Source organism: Acinetobacter geminorum, assembly GCF_013009345.1.
Lineage (GTDB): Bacteria > Pseudomonadota > Gammaproteobacteria > Pseudomonadales > Moraxellaceae > Acinetobacter > Acinetobacter geminorum.
This window is the reverse complement of the sequence record NZ_JABELE010000019.1, coordinates 38,969-55,585: the sequence shown is the minus strand read 5'-3', so window position 1 is coordinate 55,585 and position 16,617 is coordinate 38,969. Positions and strand designations below refer to the sequence as shown.

The window sequence follows — 16,617 nt, the reverse complement described above, 5'->3', positions numbered from 1 at the left end:
AACGCAGGCAGTGTATTGTCTGCAAGCGTCCAGGTGCCGTCACCATTGTTCACTGCCGGATAGTCAACACCATCCACATTGACAACTACAGTGGCTGTCGGATCATTGACTGTACCGGTTAACGCAGGTGTGCTGTCGTTCGTGAGTACATCATCCAGTGCGACTGTCGGCGCAACTGCATCAACCACTGCTGTTGCCGGGCCTGAGGTATTGCCCGCAGGATCTTCTGTTACTGCTGTTACCGTATCACCATCATTTAAGCCTGGGTTTGGCACAGTCCAAGTACCATCCGGTCCTGCTACAACACTTGCCGTACTACCATCTGGATATGTCACAGTCACTGTTGAACCAGGTTCTGCTGTACCTGTAATTGGATCTGTCCCGTTAACCGGGTCAATCACTGGTGCTGCAGGAGCTGCCGTATCCAGTGTATAAATTTGAGTATCGTTAACAGTGCTACTATTACCTGCTGCATCAGTAAAGGTTACTTTGGCATCAATCGTTTTATCTGTATCAGCAACCAACCCGCTGCCCGGTACACTTACTGTCCATGTACCTGCTGCACTATTTACAGTTGCATTATAAGTTACCCCATTAATAACAACTGTAACGGCTGTAGTAGCCGCATCTGAAGGAACGTTTTTCAGAACACCAGTAATCGTGACATTACCTGCTGCTTCTGATGCATTAATCACATTATCAGCTGTTACCGAATCAACAGCAAAGTTAACACCATCCGTATTTGGACCAACTGCGTCAACAACAGCTGTTGTTGGGCCTGATGGATTGCCTGCTGGATCTGTAGCAATCGCCTCAACTTCATCGCCATCATTCAGACCAGGGTTTGGCACAGTCCACGTACCGTCCGGTCCTGCTACAACACTTGCTGTACTACCGTCTGGATATGTCACAGTTACTGTTGAACCAGGTTCTGCTGTACCTGTAATCGGGTCTGTCCCGTTAACTGGGTCAATCACCGGTGCATTCGGTGCAGCCGTATCAATCGTATAAGTTTGAGTATCGTTAACAGTGCTACTATTACCTGCTGCATCAGTAAAGGTTACTTTGGCATCAATCGTTTTATCTGTATCAGCAATCAACCCGCTGCCCGGTACACTTACTGTCCATGTACCTGCTGCACTATTTACAGTTGCATTATAAGTTACCCCATTAATAACAACTGTAACGGCTGTAGTAGCCGCATCTGAAGGAACGTTTTTCAGAACACCAGTAATCGTGACATTACCTGCTGCTTCTGATGCATTAATTACGTTATCTGAAGTAACAGGATCAACCGAGAAAGTGACTCCATCTGTATTTGGTGGAGTGGTGTCAGCAGGTGTTGAGTCATCATCATTATCACTATTCGATGCTGCAGCGATAATACCGCCCGCAACTAAAGGAATAGCTGCCCACAACCATGGGTTTACACCTGCATCGTGATAAAGTAATGGTTCTATTGAGGAAATAGGCTGGTAAATAACGTCAGATACCAACTCTTGTGGTGCTTCTGCCGGTAAAGCAGCAGGTAAATCCTCAGCTACCAGTGCTTGTGGTTCCACATCACTGTCAGCATCAGCATCAGCGTCTGCATCAGCATCGGCGTCCGCATCATTTTCAGCATCTTTGAATTTTGCCCAAATCAACTGTCCATTTTCATCTTGAAAAACTAGGCTGTTATCTTTAGGCTCAGCTGTTCCACTAAAGAAGTCTTCAATAACAATGGTTTGGCCATTTTTTAGCCGAACAACTGCATTGGTACCCTCCCTATTTACTACCAACACATCACTGGCAGCTACTTTTACCAATACGACCGATGCTTCTGAAAGTTTTGCAGAAGTTCCCTCTGTTGTTGCTAAGGTTTTATGATTGTCCTTAGCAATAATTTGTATTTCAGGCATATCTATATTCCTTTTATATTATTGATTTAAATGATTTTATGTATAATTCTTTTTACTTAATCTTTCTAAGTTTTTGACCTACAACTTAAAAACATTAAGTAATGTGATCATTTTTACATTAAACACTTTAAAATAAAAAAAACAAATACTAAAGTACCTAAAGGAAAAATTTTAATTAATAGAAATTATATATAAGTCTTTGTTAAGTTTTTCTTATGTCAATTTAATGAAAAATCACGTTAAACGTTTTATATATAAAACAAATTTATTATTTTTCTATTTACCATTTGTTGAAAAATAATTTAATTAAAATATTCATATAACAATTATTAATATCTTAATAAAATAAAATATATTATTAATGATATATATAGAAAAAAAAGGCTCTAGGTAATATTTTACTATTACACTAAAACCTCATTTTTAAATATCTTATAAAATTTAAAACTGTTTATATTTAGAAATTATCAGGACTCTCAAATCTTTTTACTTCTTGTAACTTATTCGGGTCATGCATTGTCGCAATTCCGTCCTCAGTTTTTTGGTCTACAAGAATATCTGGATTATAAACGGTGATTGTTTCTCTACCCAGCGCATCCTCCCCCACAATATACTGAAAACCTCTTCGGTTCATCTTATGGCACAACCTTTGATAGAAGCCTTTTAAGCCTTCAGTTTCTTCGTTGGGGTTGTAATAAAAAGCATTCATCACAGCTGGTAAGCCTAGGCCGCAAACAATACCTGATAACAATACACTAATAAATGTATATCCAATCAGGATACTACTATAGGGACTTAAGGCAGGGATATTGGCTACTGCCAAAATCAATGCAAGTGAAATTCCTCCTCGTACCCCACCCCAAGATAAAATAGTTAAACTACCATTGTAACTTTTGGTCTTACGCATTGTTGGGAAGAAAGCAAAAGACATAAAGTTGGCAGCAAAACGAGAAATATGAAGAATAAAGAATGCAACAATACCGCCTAAAATCAGGCTAAAGTTTAGATCAAGAATAAATAACTCTAAGCCAATTAAAGTAAATAAGAATGAGTTAATGATTCCTTCTACAGTGTGCCAGAAATGATTAACTTCTTGAATCTCTCGCTCTTCTCGTATTTCCTTCCATTTGTTTCCAACAATTAAACCGCCAATTACACAAGCAATCGGTGCTGATGCATGTGCAAACAAAGCAACCAAATATGCTCCACTTGCAAGTAAAGCTGTTGTTAAAATCAGGGACTCCATTTCGTGTTTACCACGTAATAGACGCAACACCCCTACCCCAAATGCCCAACCAATCCCGACGGCGACAACAATTTCATAAAGTAGAGCTTCTAATGTCGCTACTAATGAAAAATGTTCACCCTGTAAAACATTAAGTAAAGTCATAAACAATGCAATACACATTGCATCATTAAATAATGATTCACCTTCTAATTTAACAATTAAATGATGTGGTGCGCGAATAGAACTAAGCACACCTTTAATACCAATTGGGTCTGTTGCCCCTAAAGCTGCACCTAAAAGTAACAGCACCAGAATTGGCACATGATATCCAACCAGTAATTGGAATCCGTAGAGTAAACTGCCAAATAATACGGCGCAAAGCACTAAGGCAATTGTTGCCAAAATACTAATTTGTTTCCAATAACTTTTTAGATCTGAAATTTTAAATTTAAGTGCAGAAGAAGTTAGAATAAAGCAAATAACACCATTAATTAAAAAATCATAAAAATCGATATGGCGTACAGCTTCCTCAATATTATGAATGTTAATGGTAATAAACTGGTTACCATTTAGTAGGCTGGCACCCCACTGTAGAATAAAGACAAAAATTGCTGAAACCAGAGGTACGCCAATCGCCTGTGGAAAGCCTAAAATACGCTTATTAAAGATAGTGGTTGCTATTGATAATGCAAAAACCACAGTGAATGCTTGTAGTAGAAAAAAATTACCCATGAATACCCTTCTTCTGGGTCAACGACCAAATAAAAACTTTGCTAAATCGACCTAACTCAATAAAAAGCTGACATAAACAATGCCATAATCATAAAAAATAGAAATTAGGACACAAGTTTACCGAATTGATAGAACAATCTATCAATCAGTTAAATTTCTTAACATTATTTATAGTTTTAATCTAAAGAAAAAGATGAGCTTATTAAATATGTTTAACAAGACTCATCCTATAATTTTTTAAACTGGATTGTTAAAAGTATCGCATTGGTTAATATCACCAGTTTTTAAACCCACTTGGAACCAGTGCATTCGCTGTTCACTACTACCATGAGTAAAGCTATCCGGAACGACCTGACCTGTAGAACGCTTTTGTAAATAATCATCTCCAATTTTTTGAGCAGCATCCATAGCCTCTTCAATGTCACCTTGCTCTAAAAATTGAGTTCGCTGTTGATTATGACTCGCCCAAATGCCCGCTAAACAGTCAGCTTGTAATTCTTGACGAACAGATAATTGATTACCTTCTCTTTGACTGACTTGTGCACGAGCTTGCTGTACTTGCGATGAGATACCAAGCAAAGTTTGAACATGATGCCCTACCTCATGTGCGACAACATAAGCTTGAGCAAAATCTCCAGCTTGATCTTGTCTTGAAAGTTCAGTTTGGTTTTGTTCACCAGAAATTCCCATTTGCTGACGCATATCTTTAAAGAATTCTGTATCGATATAAACCTTTTGATCTGCAGGACAATAAAATGGCCCCATCGCAGATTGAGCTGTGCCACATCCTGACTGAATCATTCCACTAAATAAAACTAATTTAGGTGGTGTATAGCTTTTACCTAACTGTTTAAATATAGGAGTCCAGACGTCCTCTGTATCAGCCAAAACCGTTCCAACAAAATCGGAGGCTTCTTTTTGCTCGGCTGTTAAACTTTCTGGCGCAGTTGCATTTGATTGTTGTGAAGCAGTAACCTGCTGAGTTGCTTGATAAGCCTGCTGTGGATCAACACCAAAGAACTTCCACGCAACAAATGCAACAACCAGACCAATAATACTAATACCGCCAGCTCTAACACCGCCACCACCTCGACGGTCCTCAACATTGCTACTAATTCGTCGACCTTTCCAGCGCATAATTTCCCTCTTCTTTTTAGAATGGCATCATGAACCCGATGCTTTTTTAGGCCACATTTTTTTTATTAAGCTCACAATTAATAAAACAATTGCACCAGCAACCAGTCCTATTCCAAAGTTAATTAATGTTGGTGTTAAAGCACCAATGATATTACCTACCGCTGGTATTGTTTCCACATGATCCACTGTGTCTTCAGTTAAGTGATGAAGCAACGGAATCGTATGATTAATAATCCCGCCCCCCACTAAAAACATTGCAATAGTGCCCACGATTGAAAGTAATTTCATCAAAATAGGAGCAAAAGCTAATAGGCCTCGACCTATAGTTTGTTTAAATGAGGTCGACTGTTCTGTTAAATATAATCCCAAATCATCAATCTTAACAATCATACCAACTAGGCCATAAACGCCAATCGTCATCACAACTGCAATAACACTTAAAACGCTTACTTTGGTCATTAAAGTAGCAGTAGCAACTGTACCGAGCGTAATCACCACGATCTCAGCCGATAAAATAAAATCAGTTCTTACTGCCCCTTTTATTTTTTCTTTTTCAAAAGTTGCTAAGTCTAATTCTTCATTTTCAAGCTCTGCTTTTGCTTCCTCTGATGTAGAAGCTTTTTTATGCATAATGGTATGAAGAACTTTCTCTACTCCCTCATAACATAAAAATAAGCCTCCGAGCATTAATAGCGGATTAATAAGCCAAGGTGCAATCACACTAATTAACAATGCTAAAGGAACTAAAATAAGCTTATTAACAAATGAACCTTTGGCCACCTTCCAAACAATAGGTAGTTCACGATCTGCACGCACACCTGTTACTTGCTGAGCATTCAAGGCCAAATCGTCACCTAAAACTCCGGCAGTTTTCTTGGCTGCCATTTTGCTCATTAAAGCAACATCATCTAAAATTGCTGCTATATCATCTAGTAATAAAAGTAAGCCACTCGCCATTTCTTATCCAAGTTTGTATTTATTAAGGCTATTGTAAGATGATTTTTTTGAATTTCTGTAATTTTACTGAATAAATTCACAATATTATTTTAAGAAAAGTTTCCCCAATCGCTGACGAAAAAAATTTATTTCCCGTACAATAATGCCAATCTTTTATATTACAGGGCTTACTACCCCTGATTAAGTTAATACGATAGTGGAATAAATAATGAGTAATGTTGATCAGCGTCCAATTATTTTGACAGGCGACCGCCCAACCGGACAACTTCATCTTGGGCACTTTGTCGGTTCTTTGCGTTCTCGTGTAGGTTTACAGGATAGCCATCATCAACACCTCTTATTAGCAGATGCACAAGCATTAACAGATAATGCAGATAATCCAGATAAAGTTCGTCGTAATATTTTAGAAGTTGCTCTAGATTATTTAGCTGTAGGCATTGATCCAACAAAAACTACTATTTGTGTTCAATCTTGCTTGCCAGCACTCAATGAACTTACAATGCTCTATCTTAACTTTGTGACAGTTGCGCGTTTAGAACGTAACCCGACCATTAAATCTGAAATTCAAATGCGTGGTTTCGAGCGTGACATTCCAGCTGGTTTCCTCTGCTACCCTGTTGCACAAGCGGCTGACATTACTGCTTTCAAAGCAACTGTGGTTCCAGTAGGTGAAGATCAGATTCCAATGATTGAACAAACGAATGAAATCGTACGTCGGGTAAATCGCCAAATCGGTCAAGATCTTTTGCCTGAATGTAAAGCTTTGCTTTCTAATATGGCTCGCTTACCTGGTTTTGATGGTAAAGCGAAAATGTCTAAATCATTAGGCAATACCATCGTTTTAAATGCTTCTGATAAAGACATTAAAAAAGCTGTAAATGCGATGTACACTGATCCAAATCACCTTCGTATTGAAGATCCAGGTCAAGTTGAAGGCAATATTGTATTTACATATTTAGATGCATTTGACCCAAATAAAGAAGAAGTTGAAGAATTAAAAGCTCACTATCGTCGCGGTGGTCTTGGTGATGGTACGGTTAAAAAACGCCTTGAAGGTGTGTTAAAAGAATTAATTACACCTATTCGTGAACGTCGCGAAGAGCTTGCTAAAGATCCTGACTATATTATGGATGTTTTACGTCAAGGTACAGATAAGTGCCGTCTTATTACTCAACAGACTTTAGACGAAGTTAAAGATGGTTTAGGTTTATTTAAATTTTAATTCTCTTTAGAAACTAAAAGCCCTTCGGGGCTTTTTTTATTTATTAGATTCAATAATATTCATTTTTTAGAATTACTAATGTATTGATAGCCATTCACAGGCTTTTACCCTATTAACGTGAAGTAACACTTATTAACGCTAATAGCGATGAAGAATATCTTAACTTTATCTATTATCCTCTATGTAGGTTACATCATATGAGCCTCACGACATTTCTCCTTAAACCGAAACTGTTTTTACAGATTCGTTGTTCTACGCAATGATCACCCCAATCATTGCGTATTTTTTTGCCTAAAAATTTTATTTATGAATTAGCTATACTTATAAAAACTCTTATTTTTAAATAAAAAAAGCACCGCATCATTTTTCAGATGCGGTGCTTTTTAAGATTCAGGGTAAAGCGATTAAGCTAAACCTTTCTCTTTTAAAACTTGCAACATAGTTGAACCAAGCTCAGCTGGGCTACGAGTGTAAGCCATACCTGCTTTTTCAAATGCAGCAAATTTCTCTTCAGCAGTACCTTGACCACCAGAAATGATCGCACCAGCGTGACCCATACGCTTACCTTTAGGAGCAGTTACACCAGCAATGTAACCTACTACAGGCTTAGTCACGTTAGATTTGATGAATTCAGCAGCTTCTTCTTCCGCTGTACCACCGATCTCACCGATCATGATGATTGCATCAGTATCTGGATCGTCTTGGAACAATTGAAGCGCTTCGATTTGGTTCATACCTGGGATTGGGTCACCACCGATACCGATACAAGTAGATTGACCTAAACCAAGCTTAGTTGTTTGAGCAACAGCTTCATAAGTCAATGTACCTGAACGTGAGATGATACCAATACGACCTGGTTGGTGAATGTGACCAGGCATAATACCAATCTTACATTCGCCCGGAGTGATCACGCCTGGACAGTTAGGACCAACTAAACGAGTACCGTTACCGTTAGTTTCTAAATAGCGTTTTGCTTTAAGCATGTCGATTGTTGGAACACCTTCAGTGATCACAACGATTAAGCCAACACCCGAATCAACCGCCTCAACGATTGAGTCTAAAACGAATGGAGCTGGTACATAAATTACAGATGCATCTGCATTTGTTTCACGTACAGCTTCTTTCATTGTGTTGAATACTGGTAAGTCAAGGTGAGTTGTACCACCTTTACCTGGAGTAACACCACCAACAACTTTTGTACCGTAGTCTAAAGCTTGTGCAGAGTGGAAAGTACCGTTTTTACCAGTAAAACCTTGTACCAATACTTTAGTGTCTTTATTAATTAATACGCTCATGATTGATACTCCCCTTACGCTTTAACTGCAGCTACAACTTTTTCTGCGGCATCAGACAAGCCGTTTGCAGAAATTAATTTCAAACCAGATTCATCAAGTAATTTAGCACCTAACTCAGCGTTGTTACCTTCTAAACGAACAACAACTGGAACAGTTACATTTACTTCTTGAACCGCTGCAATAATCGCTTCAGCAATCATGTCACAACGTACGATACCACCGAAGATGTTGATTAAAACACCTTGTACAGATGTATCAGCAAGGATGATTTTGAACGCTTCGATTACGCGCTCTTTAGTTGCGCCGCCACCAACGTCAAGGAAGTTTGCAGGCTGACCACCATAAAGTTTAATGATGTCCATAGTTGCCATTGCAAGACCAGCACCGTTAACCATACAACCGATGTTACCTTCTAAAGCAACATAGTTAAGATCAAATTCAGATGCTTTTAATTCACGCTCATTCTCTTGAGATTTGTCACGTAAAGCAGCAACTTTAGGTAAACGGTAAAGCGCGTTAGAATCGATACCTACTTTCGCGTCTACACATAAAATTTCGCCATTTTCACGAACTGAAAGTGGGTTAATTTCAAATAATGCAAAGTCATTTTCAACAAATGCTTGGTAAGCAGCTGTCATGATTTTTACAAATTGACCGATTTGCTTGTCTTTCAAACCTAAAGCAAACGCAACTTCACGTGCTTGGAATGGTTGTAAGCCAACTAATGGATCAACTTCAACTTTGATAATTTTCTCTGGAGTTTCTTCTGCAACTTTCTCGATTTCTACACCACCTTCTGTAGAAGCCATGAAAGTAATACGACGGCTAGAACGGTCTACAACCGCGCCCAAATAAAGCTCACGCTCAACTGGATATACGTCTTCAGCAACAATGATGCTGTTTACTGGTTGACCATTTGCATCAGTTTGATACGTTACAAGACGAGTACCAATGATATTGTTTGCAAATTCGATAACGTCTTCTTTAGATTTTGCAACTTTAACGCCACCAGCCTTACCACGACCACCAGCATGAACTTGCGCTTTCATTACCGCGAATTTACCACCAAGCTGTTCAAATGCAGCAACTGCTTCGTCTGCATTGGTAGCCAAGATACCTTCTTGTACTGGCATACCATATTCTTTCAATAACGCTTTAGCTTGATACTCATGTAAGTTCATTTAGTTACCTACTTAACTTTGTTTGTTGTCTTCAATTTGCGCAACATTCTCATGTTACATATACAAATTGCTGTCTACGTCTTTCACCTTGATGCTTTTTTAATCACACCATCGAATGTGAAAAAGAGCGGAGAACCCGCTCTTTATTTTATTTACGCTTACGTTGAATCGCGTGAATTGCACGACCATCTACAGCAAGTGCAGCTTCATGAACAACTTCAGAGAATGTTGGATGACCAAAAGTCATCAACTGAAGATCTTCAACTGAAGATACAAATTCAAGAGCGATCATACCTTGGTGTACAATATCAGATGCAGCAGGTCCAATAACATGCATACCTAATAAACGGTCAGTTTTTGCATCAGCAACAAACTTAACAAAACCAGCACCTTCACCCGCTGCTAAAGCACGACCATTTACAGCAAAACCGAATTGACCAGTTTTAACTTCATGACCTTTTTCTTTAGCTTGTTCTTCAGTTAAACCAACCCACGCCGCTTCCGGATGTGTATAGATAACTGAAATGATTGTGTCATAGTTCACTTGAGCTGCATGACCGTGGATACGCTCAACAGCCATTACACCTTCTTCCATTGCTTTATGAGCAAGCATTGGACCGCGAACCAAGTCACCAATCGCATATACACCTTCTACAGAAGTTGCACAGTGATCGTTTACTTCTACTAGACCACGTTCAGTCAATTTAATGCCTGAATCTTCAGCCAATAAACCTTCAGCATAAGCTTTACGGCCAACACAAACGATTAACTTGTCAAAAGTTTGAGTTTTTTCTTCGCCGCCTTGAGTGTATTTAACAGTCACTTCACGACCATTAATTTCAGTACCAGAAACTTTAGCACCGATACGAATATCAAGACCTTGCTTAGTTAAAAGTTTTTGGTAGTCTTTTGCCAAAGCTTTATCAGCCATTGGTAGGAATGCATCCATTGCTTCAAAAACAACAACTTCAGCACCAAGACGACGCCAAACTGAACCAAGCTCTAAACCGATTACACCTGCACCAATTACACCTAAACGCTTAGGTACTTCTGGGAAGTTCAATGCACCAGTTGAATCAACAATAATATCTTGATCTACAGGAGCTACTGGAATATTTACAGGTACAGAACCAGACGCAAGAATAACGTATTTAGGTTCTAAAACTTGAGTTTCACCCTCATGAGAAACGAACTCAACTTTTTTACCAGCAAGTAATTTACCTGTACCTTTTAACCATTCAATGCCATTGCCTTTAAGCAATTGATCGATACCACCAGTTAATTGGTCAACAATTTTGTCTTTACGAGCAAGAAGCTTAGCAAGATCAAAATTCACTTCACCTGTAGTGATACCGTGATCAGCTAAGTGATGTACTGTATCTTCATAACGGTGAGAAGAATCAAGTAATGCTTTAGAAGGAATACAACCTACGTTTAAGCATGTACCACCTAAAGATGGCTTACCGTTGTGAATACGTTTTTCGATACAAGCGACTTTAAAACCTAGTTGAGCAGCACGAATCGCAGCTTCATAACCACCAGGACCACCGCCAATAACAACAAGATCAAATTGTTGAGACATTGTTTATCTCCATGGTCCGAGATAGAGGATCACTCTACCTCGGTAATATTATTCGAAGAAATTAAAGATCAAGGATGAGTTTAGCTGGTTCTTCTAACAATTCTTTGATTGCTACCAAGAAACCTACAGCTTCTTTACCATCGATCATACGGTGGTCATAAGAAAGTGCTAAATACATCATTGGCAAGATTTCAACTTGACCATTTACCGCCATAGGACGCTCTTGGATTTTGTGCATACCCAAGATACCAGTTTGCGGTTGGTTCAAAATAGGAGTTGAAAGTAATGAACCGAAAGTACCACCATTAGTGATTGTGAAAGTACCACCAGTCATTTCTTCGATAGATAATTTACCATCACGTGCTTTACCAGCGTAAGCAGCAATACCTGCTTCAACTTCTGCATAGCTCATACGATCAGTATCACGCAATACTGGTACAACAAGACCACGATCAGAAGATACTGCAACACCGATGTCATAGTAACCGTGATAAACGATATCATCGCCATCAATTGAAGCGTTTACAGCTGGGTAGCGTTTAAGCGCTTCAGTTGCTGCTTTAACGAAGAATGACATGAAGCCTAAACGAGCACCATGGCGTTTTTCAAAAGCATCTTTATATTGCTTACGCAATTCCATGATTGGCTTCATGTTAACTTCGTTAAATGTAGTTAACATTGCAGTTTCTTGAGTTGCAGCAAGAAGACGTTCAGCTACACGCTTACGTAAACGAGTCATTGGAACACGTTTTTCGATACGCTCACCAACAGCTACGCTCAATGGAGTAACGTTAGCAGCTGGTTTAGCTTGATGGTTTGCAACATCTTCTTTAGTGATACGACCACCACGACCAGTACCTTGTACGTCAGCAGCAGCAATACCAGATTCAGTTAACGCTTTACGAACCGCAGGAGCTTGATCAGAAACAGTTTCTGTACGTTCAACAACAGGAGCTGCACCAGCTTGAGTTTGAGCAACTGCTTGTTCTACTGCTGCAGGAGCAGCAGCTGCGCCAGCACCAGCTTCAAATTGAGCAATAACTTCGTCAGAAAGAACTGTATCGCCTTCATCTTTAATGATTGCAACCAAGCTACCATCTGCAGGAGCAACAACTTCTAAAACAACTTTGTCGGTTTCAATATCACAGATTACTTCATCGCGTGATACAGGTTCACCCACCTTTTTGTGCCAAGTTGCGATGGTTCCATCTGCAACAGACTCTGGGAATACCGGTGCTTTAATTTCGGTTGCCATTATTGAGAATCTCCTGATTGTTCAGCTTCGATTGCCAATGCATCATTAATTAGCTGAGCTTGTTGTTTTGCATGCAAGTACGGTGAGCCACAAGCTGGTGCAGCAGAAGCTTCACGACCTGCAAAACTGATACGGATTTGTTTGCCAGATTTTAAGATATCGTCATATAAACGCGGTGCGATAAATAACCATGCGCCTTGGTTCTTCGGCTCCTCTTGTGCCCAAACAAGTTCTTTCACGTTTGGATATGCAGCCAAGATTTCCGCAAGACGTTGCTCTGGATATGGATACAACTGTTCAATACGTACAATTGCGACATTAGTTAAGTTTTGTTCACGACGTTTTTCAAGTAAGTCGTAATAAACTTTACCGCCACAAAGTACAAGACGAGTTACATCTGACTTGTTAATTTGATCGATTTCGTCAATTACAGTTTGGAATGAACCATTTGCAAGCTCTTCTAAAGTAGAAGTAGCAAGTTTATGACGAAGTAAAGATTTCGGTGACATTACAATCAATGGCTTACGAATTGGGCGTACAGCTTGACGACGTAATGCATGGAAAATCTGTGCAGGTGTCGTTGGAGTGATCACTTGCATGTTGTCTTCAGCACATAACTGTAAGAAACGTTCTAAACGAGCTGATGAGTGTTCTGGGCCTTGACCTTCAAAACCGTGTGGTAACAACATTGTTAAACCACAAACACGTTCCCACTTAGTCTCACCAGAAGCAATAAACTGGTCAATCACAACTTGAGCACAGTTTACGAAGTCACCAAATTGTGCTTCCCAAATAATCAAGCTCTTAGGAATTGTAGTTGCGTAACCATATTCGAATGCAAGAACTGCTTCTTCAGATAAAAGAGAGTCATAAATCGCAAAACGTGGTTGGTTCTCTTTCACATGACAAAGTGGAATGTAAGTTGAACCATCAGCTTGATTATGCAATTTCGCATGACGGTGTGAGAAGGTACCACGACCCACGTCTTCACCAGTAATACGAACTAGATAATCTTCATCTAATAAAGTTGCATAAGCTAAAGTTTCTGCTGCACCCCAGTTTAATGGAGTTTCACCAGTTTGCATTTTTACGCGATCTTCAATTACTTTTTGAACCTGACGCTGCATTACAAACCCTTCAGGAAGTTTGCTCATGCCCTCGCCTAATTCTTTTAAGCGATTTAAGTCAAATGAAGTATCCCAATCGTCTGTGTAGTCATGACCCAAATATGGAGTCCAATCAACAAACATTTTGGTATTTGGTTCAAGAATCAATGCATTTGCTACATGATTACCCGCTTCTAAATCAGAACGGTAATCTTCGACCATTTGGTCTGCTTCAGCACGATCAAGTACTTTCTCTTGAACAAGTTGATCAGCATAAAGTGTACGAGTAGTCGCTTTCTTCGCAATTACTTGATACATCAATGGTTGTGTACCAGATGGCTCATCTGCTTCGTTATGGCCACGACGACGATAACAGAACAAATCGATAACAACATCTTTACGGAATTCGTGGCGGAAATCATGTGCTAATTGAGTAGCAAAGATAACAGCTTCAGGATCATCGCCATTTACATGGAAAATTGGCGCCTGAATCATTTTAGCAACGTCTGTACAGTATTCTGTAGAACGCGCATCACGAGGATCAGAAGTTGTGAAACCTACTTGGTTGTTCACAATAATATGAACTGTACCACCAACCGTATAGCCACGAGTTTGTGACATTTGGAAGGTTTCCATATTCACGCCCTGACCTGCAAATGCCGCATCACCATGAACAATAACTGGTAAAACGTCATCACCGCCAATGTCTCTACGACGTACTTGACGTGCACGTACAGAACCTTCAACTACAGGACCAACAATTTCCAAGTGAGATGGGTTAAATGCTAATGCCAAGTGAACTTCGCCACCTGGAGTCATTACATTACTTGAGAAACCTTGGTGGTATTTAACGTCGCCAGAACCTTTTTTATGAATTGATTTACCTTCGAACTCACCAAATAAGTCCGCAGGGTTTTTACCCATAATATTCACAAGAAGGTTTAAACGGCCACGGTGTGGCATACCGATAACAACTTCTTTACAACCTACAGCACCAGCACGCTGAATAATCTCGTTTACCATAGGAATAAATGATTCGCCGCCCTCAACACCAAAGCGTTTAGCACCAACGTATTTATTACCAAGATATTTTTCAAGACCTTCAGCAGCAGTTAAACGCTCTAAGAAGCCTTTCTTTTGATCATTTGTGTAATTGAATTTACCACGGGCACTTTCAAGACGTTGTTGAATCCAACGTTTTTCTTTTGTGTCCACGATATGCATGTATTCAACACCGATCGAACCACAATAGATTGCTTCCATTGCTTCAATCATTTCAGCAAGCGTTGCTTCGCTTTTGCCGATTTCAAGATTGCCGGTATTAAATACAGTGTCTAAATCTGATTTGGTTAAACCGTGAGCTGAAAGATCTAAATCTGGAATCTCTTCACGCTTAGCAAGACCTAATGGATCTAATTTAGCTTTTTGATGTCCGCGATTACGATAAGCAGCAATAAGTTGTAAAACGCCAATTTGACGACGCTCATGCTCAGTACTTACAGTACTTTGTACAACAGGTTGAACACGGTTAGCATTACGTCCTAGTAATAGGAATTGCTCACGCACAGCGCTGTGTGGTTGGTCACCCTTTGGATATTTATCGAAATATTGGCGCCAGTCCTCAGCTACAGAGGTTGGGGAAGTCAGGTACTGCTCGTAAAGTTCTTCAATATACGCTGCACTATCAGCGGAAAGTTCAGTGTCAAGACGCAATGCGTCAGCAACTTCTTGCATTTGTGGACCCATTTCCTATTGCAAAAAATATTACAGGCTGCCTTTTAAGCACACCCATGATGCATAATGCCAAATTGGTAAAAAAGGCATTACTTACCCAACAGGTCTCTAAGACCATGGGGCGTCATACTACCTAGAGAGAAAACTCCATAGGTAATTAATGAATCACAACGCCCTCAATGGCATCATCACTCACCTTATACTCGATTAAAACCGAGCAATTTTTTGCAAATCTTTTTAGAAAAATTAACTTTAAAATTAACTTTTCTAAAATGACTTTAACCATAAAAATTAAGCACAGATCTAAGATCGTGCTACTTAAATTAATTTCACTAGTATACGCTTTTTTCACCTATAACTTTGTGGCAAATCGTATCATGTTCTTAAACAACGATTGATTTTTTTGACACATACCACCTATAAATTGGCGAAATACACAAGCGATTTTATCTTTTAATATATGGTGCAATATATAAAATCCTCGCTCTTTTCGACCAAAGTCTAAAGTTTACATTATAAAATTAAAAAAAAACGCACATCAAGGATGCGCGTTTTCTATTTGTGCAGAATTAACCCGCTTGATCTAATAGCATGTTACGGATGTGACCGATTGCTTTAGTAGGGTTTAGACCTTTAGGACATACTGACACACAGTTCATAATACCTTTACAACGGAACAAACTGAATGGATCGTCAAGACGAGCCAAACGGTCTGCAGTAGCAGTATCACGAGAGTCGATAATAAAACGGTATGCATTCAACAATGCTGAAGGACCCAAGAATTTATCAGGGTTCCACCAGAATGATGGGCATGAAGTTGAACAACATGCACAAAGAATACATTCATACAAACCATTTAAGTGTTCACGCTCTTCAGGAGACTGTAAACGCTCTTTAGGTGGAGCTGGTTGGTTATTGATCAAGAATGGCTGAATTTTGTCATATTGATCATAGAATTGGTTCATATCAACAACCAAATCTTTAACAACCGGCAAACCTGGTAATGGACGAATTACAATTTTCTCAGGCAGGTCGTTTAAATTCCATAAACAAGCCAAACCATTTTTACCATTAATGTTTACACCATCCGAACCACAAATACCTTCACGGCATGAACGACGGAACGTTAATGATTCATCTTGAACCTTCAAAGCAAGTAATGCATCAAGCAACATACGGTGCTTATCAGTCAATTCAAGCTTGAAAGTTTGCATGTACGGCGCTTTATCCTTATCAGGATCATAGCGGTAGATTTCGAATGTACGAGTACCTCTACTCATCTTTATA

Annotated in this window: 12 protein-coding genes; 1 reads left to right on the top strand and 11 read right to left on the bottom strand. The window is 39.3% G+C overall.

Going from position 1 to position 16,617, the window contains the following annotated elements:
* The 4 genes from HJG58_RS16155 to HJG58_RS16140 all read right to left on the bottom strand — a co-directional run.
* Positions 1–1,901 (bottom strand): BapA/Bap/LapF family prefix-like domain-containing protein (locus HJG58_RS16155; RefSeq protein ID WP_170249639.1); only part of this gene is annotated, 1,901 nt, incomplete at its 3' end.
* Between the two features lie 457 nt (positions 1,902–2,358).
* Positions 2,359–3,861, bottom strand: coding sequence for a cation:proton antiporter (locus HJG58_RS16150; protein ID WP_170249638.1), 1,503 nt, complete (start codon positions 3,859–3,861; stop codon positions 2,359–2,361).
* A gap of 237 nt (positions 3,862–4,098) precedes the next feature.
* Positions 4,099–4,998 carry a KPN_02809 family neutral zinc metallopeptidase gene (gene ypfJ, locus HJG58_RS16145; protein WP_170249637.1) on the bottom strand — a complete coding sequence of 300 codons (900 nt, stop codon included), beginning with the start codon at positions 4,996–4,998 and terminating at the stop codon, positions 4,099–4,101.
* Positions 4,999–5,025: 27 nt separating this feature from the next.
* Positions 5,026–5,955: a DUF808 domain-containing protein gene (locus HJG58_RS16140; RefSeq protein WP_170249636.1), complete on the bottom strand. Its 930-nt coding sequence runs from the start codon at positions 5,953–5,955 to the stop codon at positions 5,026–5,028.
* A 208-nt stretch (positions 5,956–6,163) separates the two neighbouring features.
* Between HJG58_RS16140 and trpS the strand changes: the two genes are divergently transcribed.
* The gene (trpS, locus tag HJG58_RS16135) at positions 6,164–7,177 is read left to right on the top strand and encodes a tryptophan--tRNA ligase (protein WP_002116097.1); all 1,014 of its coding nucleotides are present in this window, start codon (positions 6,164–6,166) and stop codon (positions 7,175–7,177) included.
* Between the two features lie 404 nt (positions 7,178–7,581).
* On the opposite strand, the gene sucD is transcribed toward trpS, so the two are convergent.
* The 7 genes from sucD to HJG58_RS16095 all read right to left on the bottom strand — a co-directional run bounded on the left by sucD (position 7,582) and on the right by HJG58_RS16095 (position 16,610).
* Positions 7,582–8,472: a succinate--CoA ligase subunit alpha gene (sucD, locus tag HJG58_RS16130; RefSeq protein WP_000114637.1), complete on the bottom strand. Its 891-nt coding sequence runs from the start codon at positions 8,470–8,472 to the stop codon at positions 7,582–7,584.
* A gap of 14 nt (positions 8,473–8,486) precedes the next feature.
* Positions 8,487–9,653: an ADP-forming succinate--CoA ligase subunit beta gene (gene sucC / locus HJG58_RS16125; RefSeq protein WP_001048573.1), complete on the bottom strand. Its 1,167-nt coding sequence runs from the start codon at positions 9,651–9,653 to the stop codon at positions 8,487–8,489.
* Between the two features lie 148 nt (positions 9,654–9,801).
* Positions 9,802–11,235, bottom strand: coding sequence for a dihydrolipoyl dehydrogenase (lpdA, locus tag HJG58_RS16120; RefSeq protein WP_017386755.1), 1,434 nt, complete (start codon positions 11,233–11,235; stop codon positions 9,802–9,804).
* A gap of 61 nt (positions 11,236–11,296) precedes the next feature.
* Complete coding sequence (gene odhB / locus HJG58_RS16115; RefSeq protein ID WP_016143315.1) at positions 11,297–12,490, bottom strand: 2-oxoglutarate dehydrogenase complex dihydrolipoyllysine-residue succinyltransferase; 1,194 nt, start codon at positions 12,488–12,490, stop codon at positions 11,297–11,299.
* The gene (locus HJG58_RS16110) at positions 12,490–15,330 is read right to left on the bottom strand and encodes a 2-oxoglutarate dehydrogenase E1 component (RefSeq protein ID WP_039763331.1); all 2,841 of its coding nucleotides are present in this window, start codon (positions 15,328–15,330) and stop codon (positions 12,490–12,492) included. The genes odhB and HJG58_RS16110 overlap by 1 nt, the downstream gene beginning before the upstream one ends.
* Before the next feature lie 157 nt (positions 15,331–15,487).
* Positions 15,488–15,616 carry a hypothetical protein gene (locus HJG58_RS16100; RefSeq protein ID WP_002116082.1) on the bottom strand — a complete coding sequence of 43 codons (129 nt, stop codon included), beginning with the start codon at positions 15,614–15,616 and terminating at the stop codon, positions 15,488–15,490.
* 283 nt (positions 15,617–15,899) lie between these two features.
* A complete protein-coding gene (locus tag HJG58_RS16095) occupies positions 15,900–16,610 on the bottom strand; it encodes a succinate dehydrogenase iron-sulfur subunit (RefSeq protein ID WP_002116292.1) in 711 nt (236 codons plus the stop codon).
* Between the last annotated feature and the right edge of the window lie 7 nt (positions 16,611–16,617).

Coding starts and splice junctions, on each gene's coding strand:
- HJG58_RS16095 (WP_002116292.1), bottom strand. CDS start 16,610: ATGAGTAGAGGTACTCGTACATTCGAAATCTACCGCTATGATCCTGAT.
- HJG58_RS16110 (WP_039763331.1), bottom strand. CDS start 15,330: ATGCAAGAAGTTGCTGACGCATTGCGTCTTGACACTGAACTTTCCGCT.
- HJG58_RS16100 (WP_002116082.1), bottom strand. CDS start 15,616: ATGGTTAAAGTCATTTTAGAAAAGTTAATTTTAAAGTTAATTTTTCTA.
- odhB (WP_016143315.1), bottom strand. CDS start 12,490: ATGGCAACCGAAATTAAAGCACCGGTATTCCCAGAGTCTGTTGCAGAT.
- trpS (WP_002116097.1), top strand. CDS start 6,164: ATGAGTAATGTTGATCAGCGTCCAATTATTTTGACAGGCGACCGCCCA.
- ypfJ (WP_170249637.1), bottom strand. CDS start 4,998: ATGCGCTGGAAAGGTCGACGAATTAGTAGCAATGTTGAGGACCGTCGA.
- lpdA (WP_017386755.1), bottom strand. CDS start 11,235: ATGTCTCAACAATTTGATCTTGTTGTTATTGGCGGTGGTCCTGGTGGT.
- sucD (WP_000114637.1), bottom strand. CDS start 8,472: ATGAGCGTATTAATTAATAAAGACACTAAAGTATTGGTACAAGGTTTT.
- HJG58_RS16140 (WP_170249636.1), bottom strand. CDS start 5,955: ATGGCGAGTGGCTTACTTTTATTACTAGATGATATAGCAGCAATTTTA.
- sucC (WP_001048573.1), bottom strand. CDS start 9,653: ATGAACTTACATGAGTATCAAGCTAAAGCGTTATTGAAAGAATATGGT.
- HJG58_RS16150 (WP_170249638.1), bottom strand. CDS start 3,861: ATGGGTAATTTTTTTCTACTACAAGCATTCACTGTGGTTTTTGCATTA.